The organism is Cyanobium sp. Morenito 9A2, assembly GCF_024345575.1.
Taxonomy (GTDB): domain Bacteria; phylum Cyanobacteriota; class Cyanobacteriia; order PCC-6307; family Cyanobiaceae; genus ATX-6F1.
Map to the genome: position 1 here is coordinate 70,767 of NZ_JAGQBJ010000011.1, position 25,039 is coordinate 95,805.

Here is a 25,039-nt window from a genome sequence, read left to right on the forward strand (position 1 = left end):
GAAAGGTCAGGTGTGAGGTCAGCCGACCGCAATGAGTCGGGACAGGAAGAAAGCCCAGGTGGTGGCGATACCGCCCAGGAGGTAGTGGGCAACGCCCACGGCACGGCCCTGAGTGATGCTCAGAGCGCGTGGCTGGATGGCCGGAGCCACCTTCAGCTTGTTGTGAGCCCAGACGATGGACTCGATCAGCTCCTGCCAGTAGCCGCGGCCGCTGAACAGGAACATGAGACTGAAGGCCCACACAAAGTGCGCACCCAGGAACATCAGGCCATAGGCACTCGAGGAGGAGCCATAGCTGTTGATCACCTGAGCGGCCTGGGCCCAGAGGAAATCACGCAGCCAACCATTGATGGTGATGGCGCTCTCGGCGAAGTTGCCGTTGGTGATGTGCGAAACGGAGCCGTCTGCATTCACCGTTCCCCACACGTCGCTCTGCATCTTCCAGCTGAAGTGGAAGATCACGATCGAGATCGAGTTGTACATCCAGAAGAGGCCGAGGAACACGTGGTCCCATGCCGACACCTGGCACGTACCGCCACGGCCGGGGCCGTCGCAGGGGAAGCGGAAGCCCAGGTTGGCCTTGTCGGGCACAAGCCTGGAACTGCGGCTGTAGAGGACACCCTTCAGCAGGATCAGCACGGTGACGTGGATCGTGAAGGCATGGATGTGGTGGACCATGAAGTCGGCCGTTCCCAGGGGGATCGGACCGGCGGCCACCTTGCCGCCAACGGCGACAACGACACCGTTGAACACTTCGCTTACACCGGCCAGCGCATTGGGAGCGGTGGTGCCGGCAGCAGCGGCGTGCAGACCCTGAATCCATTGAGCGAAGATGGGCTTCAGCTGAATGGCCGAGTCACTGAAGAGGTCCTGGGGGCGACCCAGGGCACGCATGGTGTCGTTGTGGATGTAGAGGCCGAAGCTGTGGAAGCCCAACCAGATGCACACCCAGTTGAGGTGGCTGATCAGGGCATCACGGGCCTTCAGCACCCGATCCAGCACATTGTCAATGTGCTTAGCGGGGTCATAGTCGCGGATCAGGGCGATAGCGCCATGGGCGCTCGCACCAACGATGAGGAACCCACCGATCCACATGTGGTGCGTGAAGATCGAGAGCTGGGTGGGGTAATCAACAGCGATGTAGGGATACGGAGGCATCGCATACATGTGCTGAGCAACAATGATGCTCAGCGAGCCGAGAAGAGCCAGGTTGATGGCCAGCTGGGCATGCCAGGACGTGGTCAGGAACTCATAGAGACCATCGTGGCCCTTGGGGGCTGGGAACAGCAGGGGATCACCCTTCTGGCCCTCGAGGATCTCCTTGATGCTGTGACCGATGCCCCAGTTCGTGCGGTACTGGTGACCGGCGACGATGAAAAGCACCGCAATCGCCAGATGGTGATGGGCGATGTCAGTCATCCAAAGGCTGCCGGTTACAGGATTCAACCCGCCCTTGAAGGTCAGGATGTCGCTGTAGGCGGCCCAATTGCCGGTGAAGAACGCCTGGAGGCCGGCCCCGAATCCTGGGAACAGCTGGGCGATCAGATCCTGGTTGAGGAATTCGTGAGGCAGGGGGATGTCCGCCACCGAAGCGATGGTCTTGCCATTGAGCACCAGGGGCTTCCCGGCATCGATGGCATCCATCAGAGCAGTGGTGGGCAGGGACACATGAATCAGGTGCCCTGTCCAGGACAGGGATCCCAAGCCCAGGAGACCGGCCAGATGGTGGTTGAGCATCGACTCAACGTTCTGGAACCACTCGAGCTTGGGAGCTGCCTTGTGGTAGTGGAAGACGCCGGCGTTCAGCATCAAGCCCGCCATTACCAGCGCACCGATGGCGGTGCACAGCAACTGGAACTCGTTGGTGAAGCCCCAGGCCCTCCAGACATGGAAGAGGCCGGAGGTGATCTGAATGCCGTGGAAACCGCCACCCACATCCCCGTTAAGGATTTCCTGGCCAAAGATCGGCCAGACCACCTGCGCACTGGGTTTCACGTGCGTGGGGTCGGCCAGCCAACCGGAATAGTTGGAGAAGCGGGCACCGTGGTAGAAGGCGCCGCTCAGCCAGATGAAGATGACGGCCAGATGGCCGAAGTGAGCACTGAAGATCTTGCGAGAGACCTCTTCGAGATCGCTCGTGTGGCTGTCGAAATCGTGAGCGTTGGCGTGGAGGTTCCAAACCCAGGTGGTGGTTTTGGGACCTTTGGCGAGGGTGCGATCGAAATGTCCGGGCTTGCCGAACAACTCGAAGCTGACAGGAACGGGGTTCCGGTCAACCTGGGCCTTCGCCGTTTTCCCACGTTCTGGTGGGCTGATGGTCATCGAGACGTTCCTCGAGGGACGGGGTCGAGGTGGAGGTCCACCCCTCCGACCGGGCCGGAACGGCCAGGCCGGTGGGCCTTACGAACCCCCGGAAAGGCCGGGGGGTTCATGGGGCACCAGCGCATGGAGCGGGAGCAGCCCGAAGGCCGAAAACGCTTGCCATGACTGGAGCTGGGGCCCCATTGAGGGGACCGCTGGCGAAAGTATAGGGGCCACATCCAAAGCACATAGGCGGGCAGTTACAAAGGTTCAATGCCGCCGCTATCCAGTCTGCGACTGGGCTCTTGACGGCGGATTGTGTTAGCGAATGAAGGCCTGTTGGGACTGAATTGTTATCACCATTGCCGGGGATTTCATCGGCTCAAGCATTGATCCAAACCACCCGCCATCCTGGGCAGCAGAATGCCGCCAGCACGGCACCCCGACGCGAGGAGACAACCGCATGCTGGCAGCGGCGCTTCGGGGGCTGACCGCCCTGATGCTCGTGGTGATGACCTTGCTCTCCACGGGCTGTCAGGGACAGTCCCACCTCCCTTCACCTGAGCCGGTGCTGGGCCCGAGCCAGCCCAGCGGCAATTTGCAGGAAGTGGCCCCACCCGGTGCCGTCTTGCAGCTGCAGACCCGCCTGGCGGGCCACCGGCCGCGGGTGACGATCCAGGCCCCCGCCAACGGAAGCCTGCTGCCCGCAGGGCCCTGGGAGCTCACGGTTTCCGTGGAGGATTGGCCGCTGGCCGACGCCGGGCCGCTCGGGATCGGCCCCCATCTGGTGCTGCAGCTCGATGGGGAGCCCGCTATCCGTGTCACCAGTAACACGCTTCCGATCAAGGTATCGATGCCTCAGCTGGGCCCAGGCAGCCACCGGCTCACCGCCTATGCCGCCTTCCCCTGGGGCGAAGCCCTGAAGCAACCGGGAGCAAGTCAACAAATCACACTGCACCGGGTGGCCCCCAATCCCCTGTCCCTGCCGGCGGAAGGAAGCCCCCAACTGATCCCCGTGCCCGCGGCGCGCGCCAGCAGCGGCCAGCCCGTCCTGATCGATTGGTTGTTGCTGGGGGCCCCCCTGCAGCATCTGCGCGACGGAGACGACAGCTGGCGGCTGCGGGTGACGGTCAATGGCGACAGTTTCCTGCTTGATCGCCAAGCCCCCCTCTGGCTTCAGGGCCTTCACAACGGCAGCAACGCGATCGTGCTGGAACTACTCGACCAGGTCGGTCAGCCGCTCAACCCACCCTTCAACAGCGTGGTGCAGGAGCTGGAGCTGACGGCTGATCCCCTCCGGGGCTGGCAGCTGGGCCAGCTCGCTGACGATGACCTGCAACGGCTGCTTGGTGTGGCCACCGCCGGGCCAGCTGAGCTGGAACCCTCGCCGTCACCTGCCACTCCCGCCGCCGAAAACCTGCCTGCTCCCCCAGGATCTGAGCCAGCGCTGCCCGTGGAAGCGGCGCCACTGCCCCCCTTGGCGCCCCCGGCCTCCCTTGACTCGCCAGCCAGCAGCCCTCCGGAGGAGCCAGCCGCTCAGCAGCCTGGCCCCGCCGCCGCCAGCCCCGCAGCCCCGATCACCGAGCCGGCTCAGCCGATGTCCCTACCGCTAACCGCTGCCCCACCAGACCAGCCCCCGACCCCAGCTACAACGTCAGCCAGCGCCCCTGAGCCCAGCGCTGAAGCGTCTGAGCCAGCCACAGCTCCATGGCCCGAAGCCTCACTCGATCAGGCCCCTCCCAGGCCCCGAGACCTGGTGAACCCCGACGGGACCCTCGTGATGCCCCCAAGCGAGGGACCCCTAGGCCGCCTCCGTGCCAGGTTCGCTCGATGAAGGAGCAACCGATTCGGGGCCTGGGCCTCAGCCCCGCCGCCACTCCCGTTTTGGAGCGACTGCGGCGGGCGGGCTTACTGGATGAGGTGGGTCCAGCCGGTGAGGCCGGCTCCCTTCTGCGGTGCCACTGGGAGGAGAGCGCGGCCTTTGTGGTGGTGGGCGCCTGCGGCGCGGTGGTGCGCTTGATCGCCCCCCTGTTGAGCGAGAAGAGTCTCGATCCTGCCGTGGTGGTGGTGGATCCCCAGGGGCGCTATGCGATTCCGCTGCTGGGGGGCCATGGCGCCGGCGCTGAACCACTCAGCAGGCGGATCGCGGCCCTGCTGGGGGGCGAGGCGGTGCTCACGGGCGCCTGCGCCGCCAGTGGACGACTTCCCCTCGACAGCTTCGGTGCCGCCTGGGGTTGGCGGCGGGGCCAGGGCGACTGGAGCCCGCTGATGAAGGCCATCAACCAGGGGCACCCTCTCCAGCTGCGCCAGGAGAGCGGTAGCTCGCTCTGGCGCCAGTCGCCGGCGGCCCAGCAGCTGGCGCTGATCAAAACCCTTCGTAGTGACGGGTCTGAACCCACACTGGTGATCAGCCACTCGCTGGGGGAAGGTCTGCGCTGGCATCCGCCGAGCCTCTGGCTAGGGCTGGGCTGTGAGCGCAACACCAGCCTCAGCCTGCTGGAGCGGGCCGTCGACCGCAGCCTGGCGGCCCATGGGCTTGCAGCAGAGGCCGTGGCGGGGTTGGCCAGCGCCGAGCGCAAAGCCGACGAACCGGCCCTGCTCGAGCTGGCCCAACGACGGGGCTGGCCCCTGCGCTGTTTTGAAGCCAGCGAACTGGCCCGTGTGACCGTGCCCAACCCCTCGCCCGTGGTGGAGCAGGAACTGGGAACCGCCAGCGTGGCCGAAGCCGCCGCCCTGCTGGCGGCGGGAGCCGGGGCCCAGTTGCTGATGGAGAAACGGATTGAGCGCCCCCAGCGGGGCGAGCAGGGCGCCTCCACCCTGGCGGTGGCCCTCTGTGCCAGCCAGCAGGCGCCCCAGCGGGGCCGCTTGCATCTGGTGGGCAGCGGACCGGGTTCGCTTGAGCTGCTGACCCCCGACGCACGCCAGGCCCTGGCCGAAGCCACGGTCTGGGTGGGCTATGGCCTCTACCTGGATTTGCTCGAACCCCTGAGGCGCCCCGATCAGGTGCGCCTGGATGGCGTACTCACCCAGGAAACCGAGCGCTGCCGCCAGGCGCTCGAACTGGCCGCCCAGGGCCTGACCGTGGCCCTGGTCTCCTCAGGGGACAGCGGCATCTATGGCATGGCGGGCCTCGCCCTGGAACTTTGGATGGCCCTGCCCCAAGGCGGACAGCCAGGATTCCAAGTGCACCCCGGCCTCTCGGCACTGCAATTGGCGGCCGCCCGGGTCGGGGCGCCGCTGATGCACGATTTCTGCACCATCAGCCTCAGCGATCGGCTCACCCCTTGGCCCACGATCGAGGAGCGCCTCAAGGCCGCCGCCCTCGGGGATTTCGTCGTTGCCCTCTACAACCCCCGCTCCCAGGGCAGGCAATGGCAACTCGAGCGCGCCAGGGCGTTGCTGCTCGAAGGCCGGCCCGAGCACACGCCCGTGGTGCTGGCGCGTCAACTTGGACGCCCCGAGGAGTTTGTGCAGCTCAGCACCCTCGGCGAGCTGCCCTTTGAGCAGGTGGACATGCTCACCGTGGTGCTCGTGGGCAACCGCAGCAGCCGGGTGGAGCAGGGCCGCATGGTGACCCCCCGGGGCTACCCAGGGGCGGTGCTCGCTTGACTCAGGAAGAGGAAATCGGGATGACAGGATTCGAACCTGCGGCCCCTTCGTCCCGAACGAAGTGCGCTACCAAGCTGCGCCACATCCCGATGGCCGGAGTGTAGGTGATGGGGGCCGCCCTCTATCGAACGGGGATTCCTAAAGTGAAATCCCGCCGACTGCCCTCCGCCGGAGTGGTCTGAGCCCGTGCTGAAGCCCAACTGGTTGCGCGTCAAGGCGCCCCAACGCGAACGCATCGGGGCCGTGGCAGATCTGCTTCTCGACCTCAAGCTCAACACCGTCTGTCAGGAGGCCAGCTGCCCCAACATCGGCGAGTGCTTCGCCGGCGGCACCGCCACATTCCTGATCATGGGGCCCGGCTGCACGCGTGCCTGCCCCTACTGCGACATCGACTTCGACAAGAGCGTGCGGGAGCTCGACCCCAGCGAGCCGATTCGGCTCGGTGAGGCGGTGGCGCGCCTGGGCCTGCGCCATGTGGTGATCACCTCGGTGAACCGCGACGACCTCGCCGACGGCGGTGCCCGTCAGTTCGTGGCCTGCATCGAGGAGGTGCGGCGACGCTCGGCGCACACCACGATCGAGTTGTTGATTCCCGATTTTTGCGGCAACTGGGAGGCCCTGGCCGCCGTGATGGCAGGGGCGCCCGACGTGCTCAACCACAACATCGAAACGGTGCCCCGGCTCTACCGCTTGGTGCGCCCCCAGGGAATCTACGAGCGTTCGCTGGAACTGCTGGATCGGGTGCGCAAGGGCTGGCCGCGCACTTACACCAAAGCAGGGTTGATGGTGGGCCTGGGCGAGAACGATGGCGAAGTGCTGGATGTGCTAGCCGATCTCCGGCGCCATCAGGTGGACATCGTCACCATCGGCCAATACCTATCCCCTGGACCCAAGCATCTGGACGTCCAGCGCTTCCCCACGCCCGAGCAGTTCGAGGGCTTCCGCCGGCACGGAGAGAGCGAACTGGGCTTTCTGCAGGTGGTCAGCTCACCGCTGACCCGAAGCAGTTACCACGCCGGTGAGGTGCAGCGCCTGATGCGCGAACACCCCCGCTGAGCCGCCCCCACAAGGGAAGCGCTCAGACGACCACCTGCTCCCGCTGGCCCAAGCCCACGGTGGTCAACTCACTGGGAGGAACCAGCACCTTGAAGCGCCCGCGCCACAGGGGCCAATGGGCAAGGATCTCTGCCGCCTTCAAGCTGCCGGTGTGATCGAGATGGGCCTCCAGAAGCGGTTTGAGCAAACGCTCCTGTTCAGGGGTTTCAAGGCCGTGGAGGCTGACGGTTTCGCCATTGAGTAACGAGGCCAGGCCTTCCCGCTCGTCGAGCAGGAAGGCCACACCACCGGTCATGCCCGCAGCCACGTTGCGGCCAGTGCTGCCCAGCACCACCACCACGCCTCCCGTCATGTATTCACAGCAGTGGTCGCCGGTGCCTTCGACCACCGTGCGAGCACCACTGTTGCGAACGGCGAAGCGCTCCCCGGCGCGGCCGAGGGCGAACAACTCACCACCGGTGGCTCCATAGAGGCAGGTGTTGCCCAGAATCACCTGATGACCGGCATCGTTGCCCCCAGGCGGGGGCACCACCACGATCCGTCCGCCATGGATGCCCTTGCCGACATAGTCGTTGGCCTCCCCCTCCAAGCGCAACTCCATACCCTGAAGCAGGAAGGCACCGAAGCTCTGGCCAGCAGCGCCGCCAAAGCGCAGGTTCACGGACCCCTGGAATCCGGCGTTGCCGTGGCGGGCGGCAATCTCACCGGCCAGACGGGCGCCAACGCTGCGGTCGGTGTTGACGATCGCCAAGGAACGGCTCACCCGGCCGTGGGATTCGATCGCGGCTGCGATGGCGGGATCGGCGAGCAGGAGATCTTCAAGGATCGGTCCATTGCCATGGGCCTGGGTCGCATGCTGCAGCCAACTGCGATCCTCGGCCCCGGAAATAGGATCGAGCAGGCAGGAGAGATCAAGGAAGCTGGTCTTTGCCAAGGCGATGGAACGCGGCTCGAGCATTTCAGTGCGCCCGATCAAATCCTCCAGCCGCGCCACTCCGAGCACACTCAGCAGCTGCCTCACTTCCTCGGCCACGAACAGGAAGAAATTCACGACGTGCTCAGGCAAGCCGGTGAAGCGCTTGCGCAGGGCTTCCTTCTGGGTGGCCACACCGACGGGGCAATTGTTGGTGTGGCAGACCCTGGCCATGATGCAGCCCTCGGCAATCATGGCCACCGAGCCAAAACCAAACTCCTCCGCCCCCAGCAAAGCGGCCAGAATCACGTCCCAGCCCGTCTTGAGGCCGCCGTCGGCGCGCAGCAGCACACGATCACGCAGACCGTTCTGCAGCAGAGAGCGGTGCACCTCGGTGAGACCGAGCTCCCAGGGACTGCCGGCGTGCTTGATCGAGCTCAGGGGCGAGGCGCCGGTGCCGCCATCGTGGCCCGAGATCTGAATCACATCGGCGTTGGCCTTGGCCACACCGGTAGCGATCGTGCCGATGCCGATCTCCGAAACCAACTTCACTGACACCTGGGCGGCCGGATGGACTTGGTGAAGATCGTGGATCAGCTGAGCCAGGTCTTCGATTGAGTAGATGTCGTGGTGAGGCGGCGGCGAGATCAGTGCCACGCCTGGCTTGCTGTTTCGCAGCCAGCCGATGTAGTCGTCGACCTTGGGGCCTGGCAACTGGCCGCCTTCGCCGGGCTTGGCCCCCTGGGCCACCTTGATCTCCAGCTGGCGGCCGCTGCGCAGGTATTCAGGGGTGACACCGAAGCGTCCTGAGGCGATCTGCTTGATCGCCGAGCAAGCGGAGTCGCCGTTGACAAGCCCCCTGATGGTCGGAAGCGTGGGCGAATGGCCGCTGGCGTCGACATCGAGGAGGGCGTGGTAGCGGGCCGGATCCTCGCCCCCTTCGCCGCTGTTGCTCTTGCCGCCGATACGGTTCATGGCGACGGCCAGCACTTCATGGGCCTCCCGCGAGAGGGCGCCCAGGCTCATGCCGCCCGTACAGAACCGGCCACAGATGCTCGCGACGCTCTCCACCTGATCCAGGGGCAGGGGAGCGGGGGCTGGCCGAAGCTGCAGAAGATCGCGCAGGGCCGTCACCGGCCGGTGCTCCAGCAGGGTCCTGTAGATGGAGAAGTGGTCGTAGCCGGGGCCGGCGGCAACGGCCGCATGGAGGGCCTTGGCCATCTCCGGGCTGTTGAGATGGAATTCACCGCCGGTGCGGTACTGCACGAAGCCCATGAATTCGAGCTTGGTGCGGTTGAGTTCGGGATAGGCCTTGGCATGGAAGGCGAGGGTCTCGCTCGCCAGGTCCGTCAGGCTCAGTCCGGCCACCCGGCTGGTGGTGCCGGTGAAGGCGCGCTCGATCAGGTCGGCCCCCAGACCGATGGCTTCAAAAATCTGAGCCCCGTGGTAGCTGGCCAGCAGAGAGATGCCGATCTTGGAGAGGATCTTGCGCAGCCCATCCTCAAGGGCCTTGCGCACGTTGGCCTGGGCTGTGGCCGCATCGATCCGGGGCAGCCTGCCCCGCTCCATCAACGCCTGGGTCTTGGGATGCACCAGCCAATGGCGCGTGGTTTCCAGGGTGAGCCAGGGGCAGACCGCGCTGGCGCCGTAGCCGATCAGACAGGCCAGGTGGTGGGTGCTCCAGCACTGGGCTGTGTCGATCACCAGGGAACAGTGCAAGCGCAGGCCTAGGTCAAGAAGATGGTGATGCACGGCACCCACCGCCAGCAGAGGGGAGATGTAGGTGGTGCCCGCACTGAGGCCACCGCCGACCCGGTCCGAAAGGATCAGGATCTGGTTACCGGCGCGCACCGACTCGACGGCTGCCTCGCAGAGATCGTTCACGGCCTGCTCCAGACCTTCCGGACCCGCCAGCACCGGCAGCAGGGTGGAGAGGGTGGAGGTCGGCAGGCCCTGCCCGGAAAGGGCCGCCAACTCGGCCTCGTTGAGCACTGGGGTGGACAGGTGCAACACCTGGGCACCCGTGGCCTGGGGGCGCAGGGCGGAACCGCGCCGTCCCAGGTGCATCTCCAAGCTCATCACCAGCTTCTCGCGCAGCGGGTCGATCGGCGGGTTGGTGACCTGGGCGAAACGCTGCTTGAAGTAGTCGTAGAGAAGGTGGGGCTTGGAGGAGAGCACCGCCAGGGGGATGTCGTCACCCATGCAATAGGTGGGCTCCTTGCCGGCGCCGGCCATGTCCTCGATGATCAGGTCCAGGTCTTCGGAGCTGAATCCGAAGGCGGTCTGCAGTTGCAGCAGTTCCAGGTCCCCCAGCGAGCGCACCTGCTCCCAGGGTTGGGTCGCCAGGCTGCGGCGGTGTTCTGCCAGCCAGGCGCCATAGGGGTGGCGTTCGGCGGCCTCGGCCTTGACATCCCAGTTGTGAAGCAGTCGGCCCTTCACCAGGTCCACAGCCAGCATCTGGCCGGGGCCGAGACGGCCCTTTTCGATGATGGTGCTCTCCTCCAACTCCACCACGCCGGTTTCTGAACCCATCACCACCAGGCCATCGTTGGTGATGCAGAAACGCGCCGGACGCAGGCCGTTGCGATCGAGGGTGGCGCCGACACTGAGGCCATCGCTGAACACCAGAAGCGCCGGGCCGTCCCAGGGCTCCTGCACACAGGCGGAATACTCATAGAAAGCCTGGATGGCAGGCCGGCTTTCAAGTTCGGGCTGCTGACGAAACGCCTCCGGCACCAAGGTCATCAGGCTGTCGGTGATCGGCCGACCGCCGCGCACCATCAGCTCGAGGGTGGCATCAAGGTTGGCCGAATCGCTGAAGGAAGCGTTGACGACAGGCTTGAGATCGGCCGTCGCCTCGCCCCAGACCTCATCGAGGTGGGATTCGGAGGCTTTGGCCCAGTTCAGATTGCCCAGGAGGGTGTTGATCTCGCCGTTGTGGCCCAGCAGCCGCATGGGCTGGGCCAGGGGCCAGCGGGGCAAGGTGTTGGTGCTGAAGCGCCGGTGATAGACGGCGTAGCTGACCGCGAAACGCCCATCGCGCAGGTCGCCATAGAAGGCATCCAAGACCTCTGAGCGCACCATGCCCTTGTAGACGACGGTGCGGGCGCTGATCGAGGCGAAATAGAGATCGCTGGAACCGGGGCCCCAGGCCTCCCGAGCCCGGTCACCGATGCGGCGACGACAACGGAACAACAGCGCTTCAAGCGCATCACCGCCTTCGCTGGCCTCCACCAGCCATTGCTCGATCACCGGGGCCGTCGCCCGGGCCAGGGGGCCCAGCACGGTGGAATCGACCGGCACGGCTCGCCAACCCACCGGGCGGAGGCCCAAGCGCAGAGCCTCCTCATCACAGAAACGGCGCGCGAGCTCCCGACGCTCGGGATCACTGGGCATGAACACCATCCCCAGGCCCCGAAGGCCCGAAGGCACCGTGGCCACCTCGGGCCAGACCGCCTCCAAAAAGCCCCAGGGGATCCCGCAGAGGATTCCGGCCCCATCGCCGGAATCGCCATCACCGCCGCAACCACCCCGGTGCTCCATGCACTGCAGTCCGCGCAGGGCCTGGCGAAGAATCCAGTGGCTGGCCTCGCCGCTCAAACGGGCCAAGAACCCCACGCCGCAGGCGTCCTTCTCTCCGGCAACCGCCACCGGAGCTGGGCTGTCGCAACGGGGCCAAACGGGGCGGGAGGGAAGTGGCATAGCCCGGGAATCAGCGACTGAGACCGCGGAGCAGCCCAGGGAAGGGGTGACCGCTTCTACGATCTCTGATCCTAGGGACTGAGTTCCTCCTTACCGTGAGACGGGGAACGGAGAAGCCCCATGAACGGAGCTAGGTTGCGCTCAACGAAGCCCGGGGCCAAATGGCAGCATTCATGCCCCTGTTGAGCATGGCCGTGCTGCCGGCACCGCCGCCGCCACTTCCCATCGAGCGCAGCAGCGAAAGGGACCTGCCGCCATGGGTCAAGGGGTCGGAAGCAGTCCAGGAGGGCCAGGCGATCGAACTCAACGGCCAACGCCTTCAGGCCCGTTGGCGCTGGCAGGACGGGCCAGGGAGAAGACCAAGCCAGCTCTGGATCCCCCTTGATGTGCTTGAGGCCCAGCTCGGCTTTGTTCGCCGCGACCGGTCCAGCGGCGAACTGGAACTGGAGTGGTTCGGCCAGAGCCTTCAGGTGCCATCAGCCGATCAACGCAGCCTGCAGGATGAGGTTGCAGTGGATGTGGCCCGCCCCCTGCTGGCCGCCGGAGCGCGGGTAGAGCCCATGGGGGGGGTGCTTCAGCTGCATCTTTCGACACCCCAGCTCCTGCGGGTGCGCTCCCGCGACGTCAATGGCAGTCGGCGGGTGGTGCTGGATCTGAGCGGCCCCACCTGGTTGCGCCAGGCCGACGCCCGACTTGCCCTCGATCTCACCAGCACCACCGAGCTCCAACAGCAGCTCCAAAGTCTCGGCCTGTCGGTGCGACCGGGGCCGGTCAAGCTCTCCCTGGGATTGGGTGGCGCGGGCGCGGACACCCGCATCAGCACCCTGGGGGGGCCCAACCGGGTCGTGATTGATCTTTCCAATGTCGCTGCGGGACGTGTTGGCGACACCGACGCCAACAACGGTGCGGCCACGGCAGCAGAGCCCAACCTGCGTGATCCGCGTCTGCTGGCACTCCTGGGCTACGGGGTGCAATTGGGCCGTGAGGTGCATGGCCTCGGTCAGAGGCGCCTGTTGATCAGCAGCGTGCGGCTCGATCCACGCCTGGCGAGCCTCGACCTGCGGCCGCTCACCCGCCCCGATGGCATGCAGGGGCTATCGAGCCTGCCGGTGCTGGCCCAGCAGGAACAGGCGGTGATCGCCATCAATGGCGGCTACTTCAACCGGATCAACCGCCTGCCCCTGGGCGCCGTGCGCGTCAGCGGCCGTTGGCTGTCCGGGCCGATTCTCAACCGGGGCGCGATGGCCTGGCAAGACGGTGAACTTCCCCGCTTCGGACGCCTGACCCTCCAGGAAACCCTCGCCGATCGCTCTGGCCAGCGCTGGCCGATCACCCTCGTCAACAGCGGCTATGTCCAGCGCGGCATCAGCCGCTACACCGCCGACTGGGGCCGCTTCTACAGGGCACTGAGCGGAGCCGAAACGGGGCTGCTCCTGCGCGGCGGGGTCGTGCTGGAGCGCTACGAAAGCGACCAGCTGAGCCAGGGGATTCCCCTCAGCGGTGACGATGTGCTCCTGATCGGTCGGGCTGGCGCAGTGCTCCCCTGGGGGGTGGGCGAACGCCTGAACCTGAGCAGCTGGAGCAGCGATCCCCTTGGTCTGCAGCCCTACGTGATCGGCGGAGGACCACTGCTGTTGCAGGGTGGGCGCATCGTGCTGAATGGCGGTGCCGAGAGTTTCAGCCCCGCCTTTCTTCAGCAGGGTGCCCCACGCACCGTGGTGGGAAGCGATGGCCGCCAGCTTTGGCTCGTAACACTTCAGGGAGTGGGCCATGGGGGGCCGACGCTGGGTGAAACCGCCCTCGCCCTGCAACAGCTGGGGTTGCAGGAGGCCCTTAACCTTGACGGTGGCAGTTCCACCGGACTGGTCATCGCCGGCACCCACACGGTCAAAGGTCGGGGGGTGAGCGCCTCGATCCACAATGGTCTGGGGCTGATTCCCCGCCGCACCGTGCAGGTCCCGGGGGGCGGCAGCCTCACCAGCCAGCAGCGCTAGCTCGGCCCCGGTCCCGGCCATGGGAAACCTGGTCCTTCGGGCCGCCAGAATGACTGCTTCCATGATCAACACTCATGCCCAAGGCTCAGAGCCTGCGCCTGAGCGCGGCCGCCGCCGCTGAGCTGGGGCGTCAGGCCGCCGTCGCCGGCACCCCAGGGGTCATGCACCTGGATCTGGTGGAGAGCAGCTGCGAGCGCTGGGCCTTGCGCATTCGTCCTGGCCATCTGGCGGGGGTGCCCGTGGCCCGAGCCGATGGCATCACCCTCCACGCCCCCGTCGACCAGCTGGCGCGTCTGAACGGCCTCAACCTCGACTATCGGGGCGATCTCAGCGGCGGCGGTTTCCTGATCCGCCCCGATGACGGGGTGCGCTGCTGCGTCTGCGGCTCCTCCTTCAGCCGTCCCGGGGAGGGTGGGACGGCGACGAAGTAAGGTGGCGGATTGTCGAAACGGTCGGACGTCCGACCCCCACTCCGGCCCTCGATGCCCACGATTCAGCAGCTGATCCGCACCGAACGGCAGCGCCTCACCCGCAAGACCAAGTCACCGGCCCTGCGCTCCTGCCCGGAACGCCGCGGTGTCTGCACCCGCGTCTACACCTCCACCCCCAAGAAGCCGAACTCGGCACTCCGCAAGGTGGCCCGTGTGCGCCTCACCTCCGGGTTTGAGGTGACTGCCTACATCCCAGGCATCGGCCACAACCTTCAGGAACACTCCGTCGTGCTCATCCGCGGTGGCCGTGTGAAGGATCTGCCCGGTGTCCGCTATCACATCATCCGCGGAACCCTTGACACCGCGGGCGTTAAGGACCGCCGTCAATCTCGCTCCAAGTACGGAGCCAAGACCCCGAAGAGCTGAGTCCGGCCCGGCCGTTCCCCAGCCCTTCACTCACTCCCGTTCCTGACTCCCTGCTTACAGGTTTATGTCCCGCCGCAATGCCGCCGAAAAGCGCCCGGTTCTGCCGGATCCGCAGTTCAACAGCCGATTGGCCTCGATGATCGTGGCCAGGTTGATGAAGCACGGCAAGAAATCCACCGCCCAGCGGATCCTCTCTGACGCCTTCGGCCTCATCAACGACCGCACCGGTACAGATCCGCTGGAGTTGTTCGAAACCGCCGTCCGCAACGCCACTCCCTTGGTGGAAGTGCGCGCCCGACGCGTCGGTGGAGCCACCTATCAAGTACCCATGGAAGTGCGCCAGGAGAGGGGGACCGCCATGGCCCTCCGCTGGCTGGTGAACTTTTCGCGCGCCCGCAACGGTCGCTCCATGGCCCAGAAACTGGCCGGAGAGTTGATGGATGCGGCCAATGAGGCCGGCAGTGCCGTGCGCAAGCGTGAAGAGACCCACAAGATGGCTGAAGCCAACAAGGCTTTTGCCCACTACCGCTACTGAGCTCAAGCGGTCGAATCAAGGGCAGATTCGACCCCTGCAGAACCGCCCTGTAGAGTTACGCCCGCTTTTTAGTTGACAACCTTCGGAGAAGTTCCCCGTGGCCCGCGCCTTTCCCCTGGAACGCGTCAGAAATATCGGTATCGCCGCCCATATCGACGCGGGCAAAACCACCACGACCGAACGGATTCTGTTCTATTCGGGCGTTGTCCACAAGATGGGTGAGGTCCACGACGGCGCCGCCGTCACCGATTGGATGGAGCAGGAACGTGAACGTGGCATCACGATCACCGCTGCGGCCATTTCGACCAGCTGGAAGGATCACCGCATCAACATTATTGATACCCCCGGTCACGTCGATTTCACCATTGAAGTCGAGCGCTCGATGCGGGTGCTCGATGGCGTCGTAGCAGTTTTCTGCGCCGTCGGTGGCGTTCAACCCCAATCAGAAACGGTATGGCGCCAGGCGGATCGCTACAACGTGCCCCGCATTGTGTTCGTCAACAAGATGGACAGGACTGGGGCCAATTTTCTCAAGGTGGTCGAGCAGATCAAGGATCGCCTCAAAGCCAAAGGTGCTCCGATCCAATTACCGATTGGCGCCGAAGGCGACCTGAAAGGAATCATCGATCTGGTGCGTCAGAAGGCGATCATCTACACCAACGACCTGGGCACTGACATTCTCGAAGAGGAGATCCCCGACGACATGAAGGAAGAAGCCGCCCAATGGCGGAATCACCTGATGGAAGTCGTAGCGGAAACGGATGAGGAGTTGATTGACGCCTTCTTGGAGAACGGCGAACTCACCGATGAGCAGCTCATCAAAGGCATCCGGGTCGGCGTGGTCAAGCACGCCCTGGTACCGATCCTCTGCGGCTCGGCCTTCAAAAACAAAGGCGTCCAGCTGATGCTTGATGCTGTCGTTGACTACCTGCCGGCACCGGTCGACGTGCCCCCGATCACCGGCCTTCTGCCTGATGGCAGCGAGTCCTTCCGTCCCTGTGATGACAGCGCCCCGTTCAGCGGCTTGGCCTTCAAGGTCATGGCTGACCCCTATGGCAAGCTCACCTTTGTGCGCATCTACAGCGGTGTGCTCCAGAAGGGCAGCTACGTTCTCAACTCCACCAAGGACAAGAAAGAACGGATTTCACGTCTGATCCTGCTCAAAGCGGATGATCGCGAGGAAGTCGATGAGCTGCGCGCGGGTGATCTAGGCGCCGTGCTTGGCCTCAAAGACACCACCACAGGGGACACCCTTTGTGTCGAGAACGATCCGATCATCCTGGAATCCCTGTTCATCCCCGAACCAGTGATTTCAGTGGCGGTAGAGCCCAAGACCAAAGGCGACATGGAGAAGCTCTCGAAAGCTCTCCAGTCCTTGGCTGAAGAGGATCCCACCTTCCGCGTGTCTACCAACCCGGAAACCGGCCAGACAGTGATCGCCGGCATGGGTGAACTTCATCTCGAAATCCTCGTTGACCGCATGCTTCGGGAGTTCAAAGTGGAGGCCAACATTGGTGCGCCTCAGGTCTCCTATCGGGAGACAATCCGTGGCAGCGCCAAGGGTGAAGGCAAATTCGCCCGCCAGACCGGCGGCAAGGGCCAGTACGGTCACGTGGTGATCGAAATGGAGCCTGGCGAGCCTGGTACAGGCTTCGTCTTCACCAATAAGATCGTTGGTGGCATCGTCCCCAAGGAATACATCGGGCCTGCTGAAAACGGCATGAAGGAAACCTGCGAATCAGGCGTGATCGCGGGTTACCCGATGATCGACATCAAAGTCACCATGGTTGACGGGTCTTACCACGATGTGGACTCCTCGGAAATGGCGTTCAAAATCGCTGGCTCCATGGCCTTCAAAGACGGCGTCAAGAAGTGCAACCCTGTTCTTCTTGAGCCGATGATGAAGGTGGAGGTCGAGATCCCCGAGGATTATCTCGGATCAGTGATCGGCGACCTTTCCTCCCGTCGTGGCCAGGTCGAAGGGCAGTCCATTGACAATGGGCAGTCCAAGGTCCAGACCAAAGTGCCTCTGGCCGAGATGTTCGGCTACGCCACCCAGCTCCGATCCATGACTCAGGGTCGGGGTATCTTCTCGATGGAATTCAGCCACTACGAGGAAGTTCCTCGCAATGTCGCTGAAGCCATCATCTCCAAGAATCAGGGCAATTCCTGATCTTCACCTTCTAAAACCACCCCCCGATTCTTTTTCATCATGGCTCGCGAGAAGTTCGAAAGGACCAAACCCCACGTCAACATCGGCACCATTGGCCACGTTGACCACGGCAAAACCACCCTGACGGCCGCCATCACCAACGTGCTGGCCTCGCTGGGTCAGGCCAAGGCCCAGGCCTATGACGAGATCGATGGTGCTCCGGAAGAAAAAGAGCGCGGCATCACCATCAACACTGCCCACGTTGAGTATGAAACCGGCAAGCGGCACTACGCCCACGTGGACTGTCCGGGTCACGCCGACTACGTCAAGAACATGATCACTGGTGCCGCCCAGATGGACGGTGCCATTCTCGTGGTCGCTGCCACCGACGGCCCCATGGCCCAGACCAGGGAGCATATCCTTCTGGCCAAGCAAGTGGGCGTGCCCGCGCTGGTCGTGTTCCTGAACAAGAAGGACATGGTCGATGACGAGGAAATTCTTGAGCTCGTCGAACTGGAAATGCGTGAGCTGCTGAGCAGCTACGACTTCCCCGGTGACGACATCCCCGTGGTCGCCGGCTCGGCCCTCAAGGCCTTGGAGCACATCCAAGGTGGCGGCAAAGGCGTCCGCGGTGAGAACGAGTGGGTCGACAAGATCCTCGACCTGATGGATGCGGTCGATGAATCGATCCCCGAGCCTGAGCGTGAAATCGACAAGCCTTTCCTGATGGCCGTCGAAGACGTCTTCTCGATCACTGGCCGCGGCACCGTCGCCACTGGTCGGATCGAGCGAGGAAAGGTGAAGGTCGGCGAAGAAATCGAAATCGTGGGAATCCGCGACACCCGCAAGTGCACCGTCACCGGCGTGGAGATGTTCCGTAAGCAACTCGAAGAGGGTCTGGCTGGCGACAACGCCGGTCTACTGTTGCGCGGCATCCAGAAAGAAGACATCGAACGCGGCATGGTGCTGGTGAAGCCCGGCTCCATCAAGCCCCACACCAAGTTCGAAGGTGAGGTTTACGTGCTCAAGAAGGAGGAGGGCGGACGCCACACCCCCTTCTTTGCCGGTTACCGCCCGCAGTTCTACATCCGCACCACGGATGTGACCGGCCAGATCACCGCCTTCACCGCCGACGATGGCAGCAATGTGGAAATGGTCATGCCCGGAGACCGCATCAAGATGACCGGCGAGCTGATCTGCCCGGTGGCCATCGAGCAAGGCATGCGTTTCGCCATCCGCGAGGGCGGTCGCACCATTGGTGCCGGCGTGGTCTCCAAGATCCTCGACTGAGGCTGATCTAGCCTCTTGGGGTGGGGTTCAAACCCCACCCTTGAGCGGACCTTTCACAGCACCTCGACAACCCAAGACGGCCCGGCCGCTGCCCCATCAGCCGGAGTGCTCACCTCCTGCCGTCCCCTGCGCTCTTTCAATCAACGCCATGTCCACCGCTATCCCCCAGCAGAAGATCCGCATCCGCCTGAAGGCGTTCGATCGCCGCATGCTCGATCTCTCCTGCGAAAAGATCATCGAAACCGCCGATCACACCGCCGCAACGGCCATCGGCCCCATCCCCCTGCCCACCAAACGCAAGATTTACTGCGTGCTGCGCTCGCCCCACGTGGACAAAGACTCCCGCGAGCACTTCGAGACCCGCACCCACCGACGGATCATCGACATCTACAGCCCCACGGCGAAGACCATTGACGCTCTGATGAAACTGGACCTGCCCAGTGGCGTTGACATTGAAGTGAAGCTCTGAGCCCATGTCCGGCGCTGGTAGCCCTGGATTGTCCTTAGCATCAGGGCTCTGGTTGCGGTCCCCCAGCCGGCTGACTCCAGGCCTCCCACCTTCGTTCTGCCGCCGCGCAGCATGACCCCGTGACCGATCTGTCCGTCAGGGAACTGCCCCTTTTCCCCCTGCCGGATGTGGTGCTTTTCCCCCAGGAAGTGCTCCCCCTCCACATCTTCGAACCGCGTTACCGCATGATGCTGAGCACGGTATTGGAGAACGACCGCCGCTTCGGCGTCGTGCGATGGGATCCCCAAGCCCAACGGATGGCCGATGTGGGCTGCTGTGCTGAAATTCTGCAATGTCAGACCCAAGACGACGACCGCAGCAACATCGTCACCTTGGGGCAGCAACGGTTTCGGGTGCTTGATGTGGTGAGGGAGGCACCGTTCCGGGTGGCCATGGTCAGCTGGATTGAAGACGACAGCGCCGCTGACCACGCTGAACTCCAGCGTCTTTCTCTGGACGTCACCAAAGCCCTGCGGGATGTGGTTGAGCTCACGGGCAAGCTGTTTGGCAAGATCACACCCCTGCCGAGCGACCTGCCCGACCTGCCTCGAGAGTTGTCCTTCTGGATCGGCTCACATCTGGGTGGCCCGGTGGCCGACCACCAACAGACGTTGCTGGAGATCACCGATACCGGTGAACGCCTGCGCTTGGAGTTCGACCTGCTGGATCGCACCCGCCGCCAGTTGGCGGCACGCACCGTGTTGAAGGACACCTTCAAGGATCTCGACGACCCAGACCCCACCTAAAGAGAAGCGTTTGGCAATTCCGGGGCCAATTCCGCTGGCAGCACTTCTGGCGCTTGCTTTTCTGGCCGCAGCGCTGCTGCTCTGGCAGCGCCAGGGCCGCCGTTACCAGAGCACGGCCTCTGTGGCGGAGGCCTACGACCGCTGGACCGAAGACGCGCTGCTCGAGCGCCTCTGGGGTGAGCACGTGCACCTGGGCTACTACGGCAACCCGCCCAGGTCGGTGGATTTCCGCCAAGCCAAAGAGGACTTCGTCCACGCTCTCGTGCGTTGGAGTGGCCTTGACCGACTCCCCGCCGGCAGCACCCTGCTGGATGTGGGCTGCGGCATCGGTGGCAGCGCGAGGATCCTGGCCCGTGACTACGGCTTTCAGGTGCTGGGCATCAGCATCAGTTCCGGCCAGATCGAGCGCGCCCGGGCCCTGACGCCTCCAGGTCTTTCCTGCCGCTTTGCCTGCATGGATGCCCTCGCGCTGGATCTGCCATCGGCAAGCTTCGATGCGGTCTGGAGCGTGGAGGCGGGACCACACATGGCCGACAAGCAGCGCTACGCCGATGAACTCCTACGCATGGTCAGGCCCGGTGGCCGCCTGGCGGTTGCCGACTGGAACCGCCGTGATCCGGAGCGTCAACCCACGACGGCCCTCGAACGCTGGGTGCTGCGCCAACTGCTCGACCAATGGGCCCACCCGGAATTTGCCAGCATCCCCGGCTTCCGGCGCCATTTGGAACAAAGCAGCCAACTGGGGGGAGCCGCGACCGTCAGCACAGACGATTGGAGCGTCGCCACCCTGCCCTCCTGGATCGATTCGATCCTGGAAGGGGTTCGCCGGCCAGGCGCCGTGGTGGGATTGGGTCCCGGCGCCGTGGTCAAGGGGCTTCGGGAAGTTCCCACCTTGCTGCTGATGCACTGGGCCTTCGCCACCGGGCTGATGCAATTCGGGGTATTCCGCTTACGTCAAGCTCCCTGATGGGCCCTGGCTCTGGGTATCAGGAGGGGGCTGATCCTCGCTGGCGACCAAGTTGGTGAGCGGGTAAGCACCGAACAGGGCAAGGTGCTCACAGAGCGGACGGAGTTCATCGAGGGCCTGCTCCAGTGGCAGGCGACCCTCGCTGAGCTCCAGATCAACAAAAAAGATGTACTCCCCCATTTCCCGCTTCGAGGGCCGCGACTCGATTCGGCTCATGTTCAATGAGCGGCGCGCGAAGCAACCCAGGGCCCCCAGCAACGCCCCCGGGCTATTGGCTTGGAGTGAGAAGGCAACGCTGGCCAGGGGACCATCAAGGCCGCGCTCGCCCCGGCGCAGCAGCAAGAAGCGCGTGCAGTTCCCGGGCACATCGTTGATTGGGTAGGCGAGCACTTCGAGGCCGTGCTTTTCAGCCGCCTCCAGGGAGGCCACAGCGCCGCGGAAACGGCTGCCGGCGACCATTCGGGCCGCCTCCGCAGTGGAGCTGGTGGTGAGCTGCAGGGCCCTGGGCAGCTGATCGCCCAGCCACTGGCTGCACTGGGCCAGGGCCTGCGGATGGGAGAGAACTTCGCTGATGCCGCTGATCGGCCCACTGCCCACCAGAGCATGGCGGATCGGGAGCACCAGGGCGTGGGCCACCGCCAGTTCTGGATGTTCCCAAAGGGCGTCAAGGCTGGCGGTGACACCCCCCTCGACAGAATTCTCGACCGGCACCACGGCCCCGTCACAGTCGGCACTGGCGAGGGCCTTGATCACTGCCCGGATGCCCATCTGGGGCACAAGATCAGGGTTGGCCACCCCACTCAGCTCCGCCAGCCGCAGGGCGGCCTGTTCGCCGTAGGTGCCGGCCGGGCCGAGGAAGGCGAGGCGCATGGGAGGGCCGGATGGGGGGATCGATAGGATCATGCCGCGCCGACCCTCAGGCCATGAACCTGACCTTCAGCGCCTCCCAGAGGCTCGTGATCCCGGTGCGGGAGCAGGCGGAGCGGCTCGACGAGTACCTCGCCGATGAGCAGCGGATTATCAAGGCCCTGTTCGATCCCGTCCAACTGAGCCTCCTGGGACCTGGCCGCTACCGCTATGAGGTCACAAAGCTGCAGGTGTTCCAACTCCAGATCCAGCCGGTGGTGGAGATGGAGACGCGCAAGACCCCTGGCCGTCTTGACATCGAAGCCACTGATGCCCAGCTCGTGGGCCTCGGCATGGTGGAAGAGTTCCAGCTCAGCTTGAGCTCCTGGTTGCTGGCCAAGGGCCAAGCGTTGGAAGGGGAAGCCTCGTTATCGGTCAGCGTCAGCCGGCCGCCGCTGCTGAGATTGATCCCTGTCTCGGTGCTGACGGCCACGGGCGGCTCGCTGTTGGGGGGCCTGCTCAAGGGCATGAAGATTCGAGTCAGCCAGCAGCTGCTCAAGGATTTCCAGCAGTGGTGCTTGAGCCACTGAAGAGCCGCACCAGAAAACTCTGGCGGTGCAGGTCGGTGGCCCCGCGCTCCAGCAACGCCTGACAATGCAGGGCAGTGCCGTAACCCATGTGGCGCTCCAGCCCATAGCCAGGGTGGCGCTGGCCCAGGCGCTGGATCAGTCCATCGCGGGCCTCCTTGGCAAGCACGCTGGCAGCGGCGATGGCGGCGCAATCGCGATCGCCGCGCACAATCGTGCGCTGCTCACCCTCCCAGCCACGCAGTGGCAGCACCCCATCGACGAGAACCAGCGACGGGGTGAACGCCAGGCGCTGGAGGGCCCGGCGCATGGCCGCCTCGGTGGCCGCTCGGATGCCCTCTCGATCGATCTGCCTCGCTGAGGCCTGGCCAATCGCCCAGGCCTCAGCGACGGCGGTGATGCGAGGCACCAGCAGACGCCGGCGGCGGGCCGTGAGCGCCTTGCTGTCGGTGAGTCCCTCGGCTTCCAATGAAGTGCTCGCTTGACGTGATAGCACCACCGCCGCCGCCAGCACCGGCCCGAAGAGCGCCCCCCGGCCGACCTCGTCAACCCCGGCACAAACGCCAGGGTCATGCAGATGCCAGGGGTCGTTCAGCTGGCGGCGGAAGAACGGCGGCGGCGGCGGCGGGGCTCACCATCAGCATCGACATCAGCAGGAACTGGGTCCTCTGCCGTCTCCACCAGGCTGCTCACGGCAAGGCGGCGTGTGGGCGCGGGTGGGCTGTTGGAGACCACCACCGCAGACCGGACAGGCGTGGGATCGATCGCCACGGTGACGAAAGGGACTTCCGCCGAGTCGTCAGCCCCGGCGCCGTAGGGCTCAAAACTTGCCACGGGCAACGGCGTGATCTCCACCAGCGAAGGCAACGCCGACTGATCTTCCGTGGGGTTGGCGTGCTCACTGTCACTGGACTCCTCGGCGGTTCCATAGCGACCCGGGCTAGCACCGCCCTCTCCGCCACCCCGCTGACGCCGACGGCGGCGGGGCCCGGAGGCCGAGAGCTGCTGGCGGGCTTCATCGAGAATCGCCTCGGCATCCTCACCCGGGCGCACCACCCGCACCACAAGATTCTCCGTGCTGGGAACGGGATCAAGGAGAAGCGCTGGGTTGAGACCAAGCCAGCCAAAGACGAGCTCCTGCTCAGGCTCCATCGAAACAGCCACAAGGTCGGGTTCCGGCCGACGGCTGGAGCCGCCCTCCGATCCACCGCCGTTGGAATAAGTTCCGTTGGACGGCGTGGTGGGGGAGGGGAGCACGGGAATGACGGCGAACTCGTCAGCGGAGCCGTAGGCGGAGACCGGAGCTGGGCTCGCGCTGGCCTCGTAGCCATCGCCACCCCCGCGGCCCCCGCGGCCCCCGCGGCGGCGGCGGGGGGAGGACTCGGTGGCCACGGAGGAGCTGGACACCTCGGCCCGGGCGGAGGCGGCGGAGCGCACCAGACCGGTCTGAGTCGCCAGGGGCTGCAGGGTGTCCTTGCCTGGCAAAACGGCCACATGACCAAGGCCACCGCAGCTGGGGCAGGCCCGGCCGAAGAGCTCATAGATGTTCTGGCCCTGACGCTTGCGCGTGAGCTCCACCAAGCCCAATTCCGTGAGCTGGGCGATCTGGGGACGGGCGGTGTCGTCGCGGGCCGCCTGGGTGAAATGCTCCAGCAACTGGAGCTGATCGCGACGGGACTCCATGTCGATGAAGTCGATGATCACCACGCCGCCAATGTTGCGGAGCTTGAGCTGGCGGGCGATCTCCACCGCCGCCTCGCAGTTGGTCCAAAGGACCGTCTCGCGAGCGTTGGCCGAGCGCGTGAACGAGCCCGAGTTGACGTCGATGACGGTGAGCGCCTCGGTGGGCTCAATGATCACGTAGCCACCCGACGGCAGGTCGACCCGGGGCTTGAGGGCATCGCGAATGGCCGCGTTGACCTTGTGGTGCTCCAGGATCTCGCTGGACTCCCGGTGATGTTCCACCAACAGGTTGGCCTGGTCGGCACCCAAGAAGGCATTCACCCGGGCCACGCCCTCGGCACTGTCGACCACGACGCGCACCACCTCAGGGCTGTAGAGGTCGCGGAGCACGCGGTGGATGAAGTCTTCGTCGCGGTTGAGCAAGACCGGCGGCGCGGCCGTCTCGGCCGCCAACTGGATGCCCTCCCACTGTCGGAGCAGGCTCTCTAGATCATCGATCAGCAACTCCTCGCTGACCCCTTCGGCTTCAGTGCGCACCAGGAGGCCGGAGCCGGGGGGCTTGATCAACACCCCCAGGGCCCGCAGACGGTTGCGCTCGTTCTCGCCGTTGATGCGGCGGGAGATGTTCACCCCCTGGCCGTGGGGCTGCAGCACCAAAAAGCGGCCGGGCAGGGTGAGGTTGCCGGTGAGCCGCGGACCTTTGGTGCCCGTGGGCTCCTTCATCACCTGTACAAGCACCTTCTGGCGGGGCTCGAGCAGTTCAGTGATGCCGGCCGCCCCCTTCCTCAGCCGTAGCGGGCCCAGATCGGTGACGTGGATGAAGCCGTTCTTCTCACCTTCGCCGATGTTGACGAAGGCGGCATCGATGCCAGGGAGCACGTTTTCGACGGTGCCCAGGTAGACGTCACCGATCTGGTAACGCCCCTGGGCCACGACCAATTCGTCAACACGGTCGTCGTTGAGGACCGCCGCGATGCGCAGTTGCTCGGCGATGACGATCTGCTGGGGCATGGAGGAAAGGGAGGGAGGCTCAGCGGAGCCCTGCCGTACGGGAGGGAACATCCCCTGAAGGGAACGCAAGCGGACCGAACCCTGTCCCAGCGCTGCTTCCGAGGGCGCTGGGGAGGGACTGGGGAACCGTTGCGGGAAAGAAGCTCAGAGTGGACGACGGCCGGTATGACGACTGCGGAAACCCCGCCAGTTCGGCAGGGGGAGACGGCCGGTGGAACCAGGGGTGAAGACAGCCCGCGTGCGCATCGGATCGATCGGTATGGCCTGAGCCCTCGATCGATC

17 protein-coding genes, 1 tRNA gene and 1 pseudogene are annotated in these 25,039 nt (G+C 65.0%); 13 read left to right on the forward strand and 6 right to left on the reverse strand.

What is annotated here, in order from left to right:
* Positions 1-18 precede the first annotated feature (18 nt).
* On the reverse strand, positions 19-2,322 hold the full coding sequence (psaA, locus tag KBY88_RS12825; RefSeq protein ID WP_254940325.1) for a photosystem I core protein PsaA: 2,304 nt from the start codon (positions 2,320-2,322) through the stop codon (positions 19-21).
* A gap of 490 nt (positions 2,323-2,812) precedes the next feature.
* Here psaA and KBY88_RS12830 point away from each other — a divergent pair, with 490 nt between their 5' ends.
* Entirely contained in the window at positions 2,813-4,135 is a 1,323-nt protein-coding gene (locus KBY88_RS12830) for a hypothetical protein (protein ID WP_254940326.1), read from the forward strand.
* Positions 4,132-5,910, forward strand: a complete 1,779-nt coding sequence (gene cobJ / locus KBY88_RS12835) for a precorrin-3B C(17)-methyltransferase (protein WP_254940327.1) — start codon at positions 4,132-4,134, stop codon at positions 5,908-5,910. The genes KBY88_RS12830 and cobJ overlap by 4 nt, the downstream gene beginning before the upstream one ends.
* Positions 5,911-5,925: 15 nt before the next feature.
* Here the strand turns inward: cobJ and KBY88_RS12840 are convergent.
* Positions 5,926-5,999, reverse strand: a tRNA-Pro gene (locus KBY88_RS12840).
* Between the two features lie 91 nt (positions 6,000-6,090).
* On the opposite strand from KBY88_RS12840, the pseudogene lipA reads away from it, so the two are divergent.
* Positions 6,091-6,966, forward strand: a pseudogene (gene lipA, locus KBY88_RS12845) (lipoyl synthase); the annotation flags it as partial.
* Positions 6,967-6,988: 22 nt separating this feature from the next.
* Here lipA and gltB read toward each other — a convergent pair.
* A complete protein-coding gene (gltB, locus tag KBY88_RS12850) occupies positions 6,989-11,581 on the reverse strand; it encodes a glutamate synthase large subunit (protein ID WP_254940328.1) in 4,593 nt (1,530 codons plus the stop codon).
* A 161-nt stretch (positions 11,582-11,742) separates the two neighbouring features.
* Here gltB and KBY88_RS12855 point away from each other — a divergent pair, with 161 nt between their 5' ends.
* From KBY88_RS12855 to KBY88_RS12895, 9 genes are all read left to right on the forward strand, one after another.
* Complete coding sequence (locus tag KBY88_RS12855) at positions 11,743-13,575, forward strand: phosphodiester glycosidase family protein (protein ID WP_254940329.1); 1,833 nt, start codon at positions 11,743-11,745, stop codon at positions 13,573-13,575.
* Positions 13,576-13,649: 74 nt separating this feature from the next.
* Positions 13,650-14,006 carry an AIR synthase gene (locus KBY88_RS12860; protein WP_254940330.1) on the forward strand — a complete coding sequence of 119 codons (357 nt, stop codon included), beginning with the start codon at positions 13,650-13,652 and terminating at the stop codon, positions 14,004-14,006.
* 51 nt (positions 14,007-14,057) lie between these two features.
* Positions 14,058-14,432, forward strand: a complete 375-nt coding sequence (gene rpsL / locus KBY88_RS12865; RefSeq protein WP_186697323.1) for a 30S ribosomal protein S12 — start codon at positions 14,058-14,060, stop codon at positions 14,430-14,432.
* A 64-nt stretch (positions 14,433-14,496) separates the two neighbouring features.
* Positions 14,497-14,967, forward strand: a complete 471-nt coding sequence (gene rpsG, locus KBY88_RS12870; protein ID WP_254940331.1) for a 30S ribosomal protein S7 — start codon at positions 14,497-14,499, stop codon at positions 14,965-14,967.
* A 97-nt stretch (positions 14,968-15,064) separates the two neighbouring features.
* Positions 15,065-17,140 carry an elongation factor G gene (gene fusA, locus KBY88_RS12875; RefSeq protein ID WP_254940332.1) on the forward strand — a complete coding sequence of 692 codons (2,076 nt, stop codon included), beginning with the start codon at positions 15,065-15,067 and terminating at the stop codon, positions 17,138-17,140.
* A gap of 39 nt (positions 17,141-17,179) precedes the next feature.
* The gene (gene tuf / locus KBY88_RS12880; RefSeq protein WP_254940333.1) at positions 17,180-18,409 is read left to right on the forward strand and encodes an elongation factor Tu; all 1,230 of its coding nucleotides are present in this window, start codon (positions 17,180-17,182) and stop codon (positions 18,407-18,409) included.
* 148 nt (positions 18,410-18,557) lie between these two features.
* Positions 18,558-18,878 (forward strand): 30S ribosomal protein S10, encoded by a 321-nt coding sequence (rpsJ, locus tag KBY88_RS12885; RefSeq protein WP_254940334.1) that lies wholly within the window; start codon positions 18,558-18,560, stop codon positions 18,876-18,878.
* A 119-nt stretch (positions 18,879-18,997) separates the two neighbouring features.
* Positions 18,998-19,663: an LON peptidase substrate-binding domain-containing protein gene (locus KBY88_RS12890; RefSeq protein WP_254940335.1), complete on the forward strand. Its 666-nt coding sequence runs from the start codon at positions 18,998-19,000 to the stop codon at positions 19,661-19,663.
* Between the two features lie 10 nt (positions 19,664-19,673).
* The gene (locus KBY88_RS12895; protein WP_261348811.1) at positions 19,674-20,630 is read left to right on the forward strand and encodes a methyltransferase domain-containing protein; all 957 of its coding nucleotides are present in this window, start codon (positions 19,674-19,676) and stop codon (positions 20,628-20,630) included.
* On the opposite strand, the gene pheA is transcribed toward KBY88_RS12895, so the two are convergent.
* Positions 20,613-21,500 (reverse strand): prephenate dehydratase, encoded by an 888-nt coding sequence (gene pheA, locus KBY88_RS12900; RefSeq protein WP_254940336.1) that lies wholly within the window; start codon positions 21,498-21,500, stop codon positions 20,613-20,615. The two genes, KBY88_RS12895 and pheA, sit on opposite strands and share 18 nt — an antisense overlap.
* A 53-nt stretch (positions 21,501-21,553) precedes the next feature.
* On the opposite strand from pheA, the gene KBY88_RS12905 reads away from it, so the two are divergent.
* Positions 21,554-22,066: a DUF1997 domain-containing protein gene (locus tag KBY88_RS12905; protein WP_254940337.1), complete on the forward strand. Its 513-nt coding sequence runs from the start codon at positions 21,554-21,556 to the stop codon at positions 22,064-22,066.
* Here KBY88_RS12905 and KBY88_RS12910 read toward each other — a convergent pair.
* Positions 22,032-22,640 carry a ribonuclease HII gene (locus KBY88_RS12910; protein WP_254940353.1) on the reverse strand — a complete coding sequence of 203 codons (609 nt, stop codon included), beginning with the start codon at positions 22,638-22,640 and terminating at the stop codon, positions 22,032-22,034. The genes KBY88_RS12905 and KBY88_RS12910 overlap by 35 nt on opposite strands.
* Positions 22,641-22,654: 14 nt before the next feature.
* Positions 22,655-24,757 (reverse strand): Rne/Rng family ribonuclease, encoded by a 2,103-nt coding sequence (locus KBY88_RS12915; protein WP_254940354.1) that lies wholly within the window; start codon positions 24,755-24,757, stop codon positions 22,655-22,657.
* Positions 24,758-25,039 lie beyond the last annotated feature (282 nt).

Bases quoted from the DNA above. Each gene is read 5' to 3' on its own strand.
- psaA (WP_254940325.1), bottom strand. From the start codon at position 2,322: ATGACCATCAGCCCACCAGAACGTGGGAAAACGGCGAAGGCCCAGGTT.
- KBY88_RS12830 (WP_254940326.1), top strand. From the start codon at position 2,813: ATGACCTTGCTCTCCACGGGCTGTCAGGGACAGTCCCACCTCCCTTCA.
- cobJ (WP_254940327.1), top strand. From the start codon at position 4,132: ATGAAGGAGCAACCGATTCGGGGCCTGGGCCTCAGCCCCGCCGCCACT.
- gltB (WP_254940328.1), bottom strand. From the start codon at position 11,581: ATGCCACTTCCCTCCCGCCCCGTTTGGCCCCGTTGCGACAGCCCAGCT.
- KBY88_RS12855 (WP_254940329.1), top strand. From the start codon at position 11,743: ATGGCAGCATTCATGCCCCTGTTGAGCATGGCCGTGCTGCCGGCACCG.
- KBY88_RS12860 (WP_254940330.1), top strand. From the start codon at position 13,650: ATGCCCAAGGCTCAGAGCCTGCGCCTGAGCGCGGCCGCCGCCGCTGAG.
- rpsL (WP_186697323.1), top strand. From the start codon at position 14,058: ATGCCCACGATTCAGCAGCTGATCCGCACCGAACGGCAGCGCCTCACC.
- rpsG (WP_254940331.1), top strand. From the start codon at position 14,497: ATGTCCCGCCGCAATGCCGCCGAAAAGCGCCCGGTTCTGCCGGATCCG.
- tuf (WP_254940333.1), top strand. From the start codon at position 17,180: ATGGCTCGCGAGAAGTTCGAAAGGACCAAACCCCACGTCAACATCGGC.
- rpsJ (WP_254940334.1), top strand. From the start codon at position 18,558: ATGTCCACCGCTATCCCCCAGCAGAAGATCCGCATCCGCCTGAAGGCG.
- pheA (WP_254940336.1), bottom strand. From the start codon at position 21,500: ATGCGCCTCGCCTTCCTCGGCCCGGCCGGCACCTACGGCGAACAGGCC.
- KBY88_RS12905 (WP_254940337.1), top strand. From the start codon at position 21,554: ATGAACCTGACCTTCAGCGCCTCCCAGAGGCTCGTGATCCCGGTGCGG.
- KBY88_RS12915 (WP_254940354.1), bottom strand. From the start codon at position 24,757: ATGCCCCAGCAGATCGTCATCGCCGAGCAACTGCGCATCGCGGCGGTC.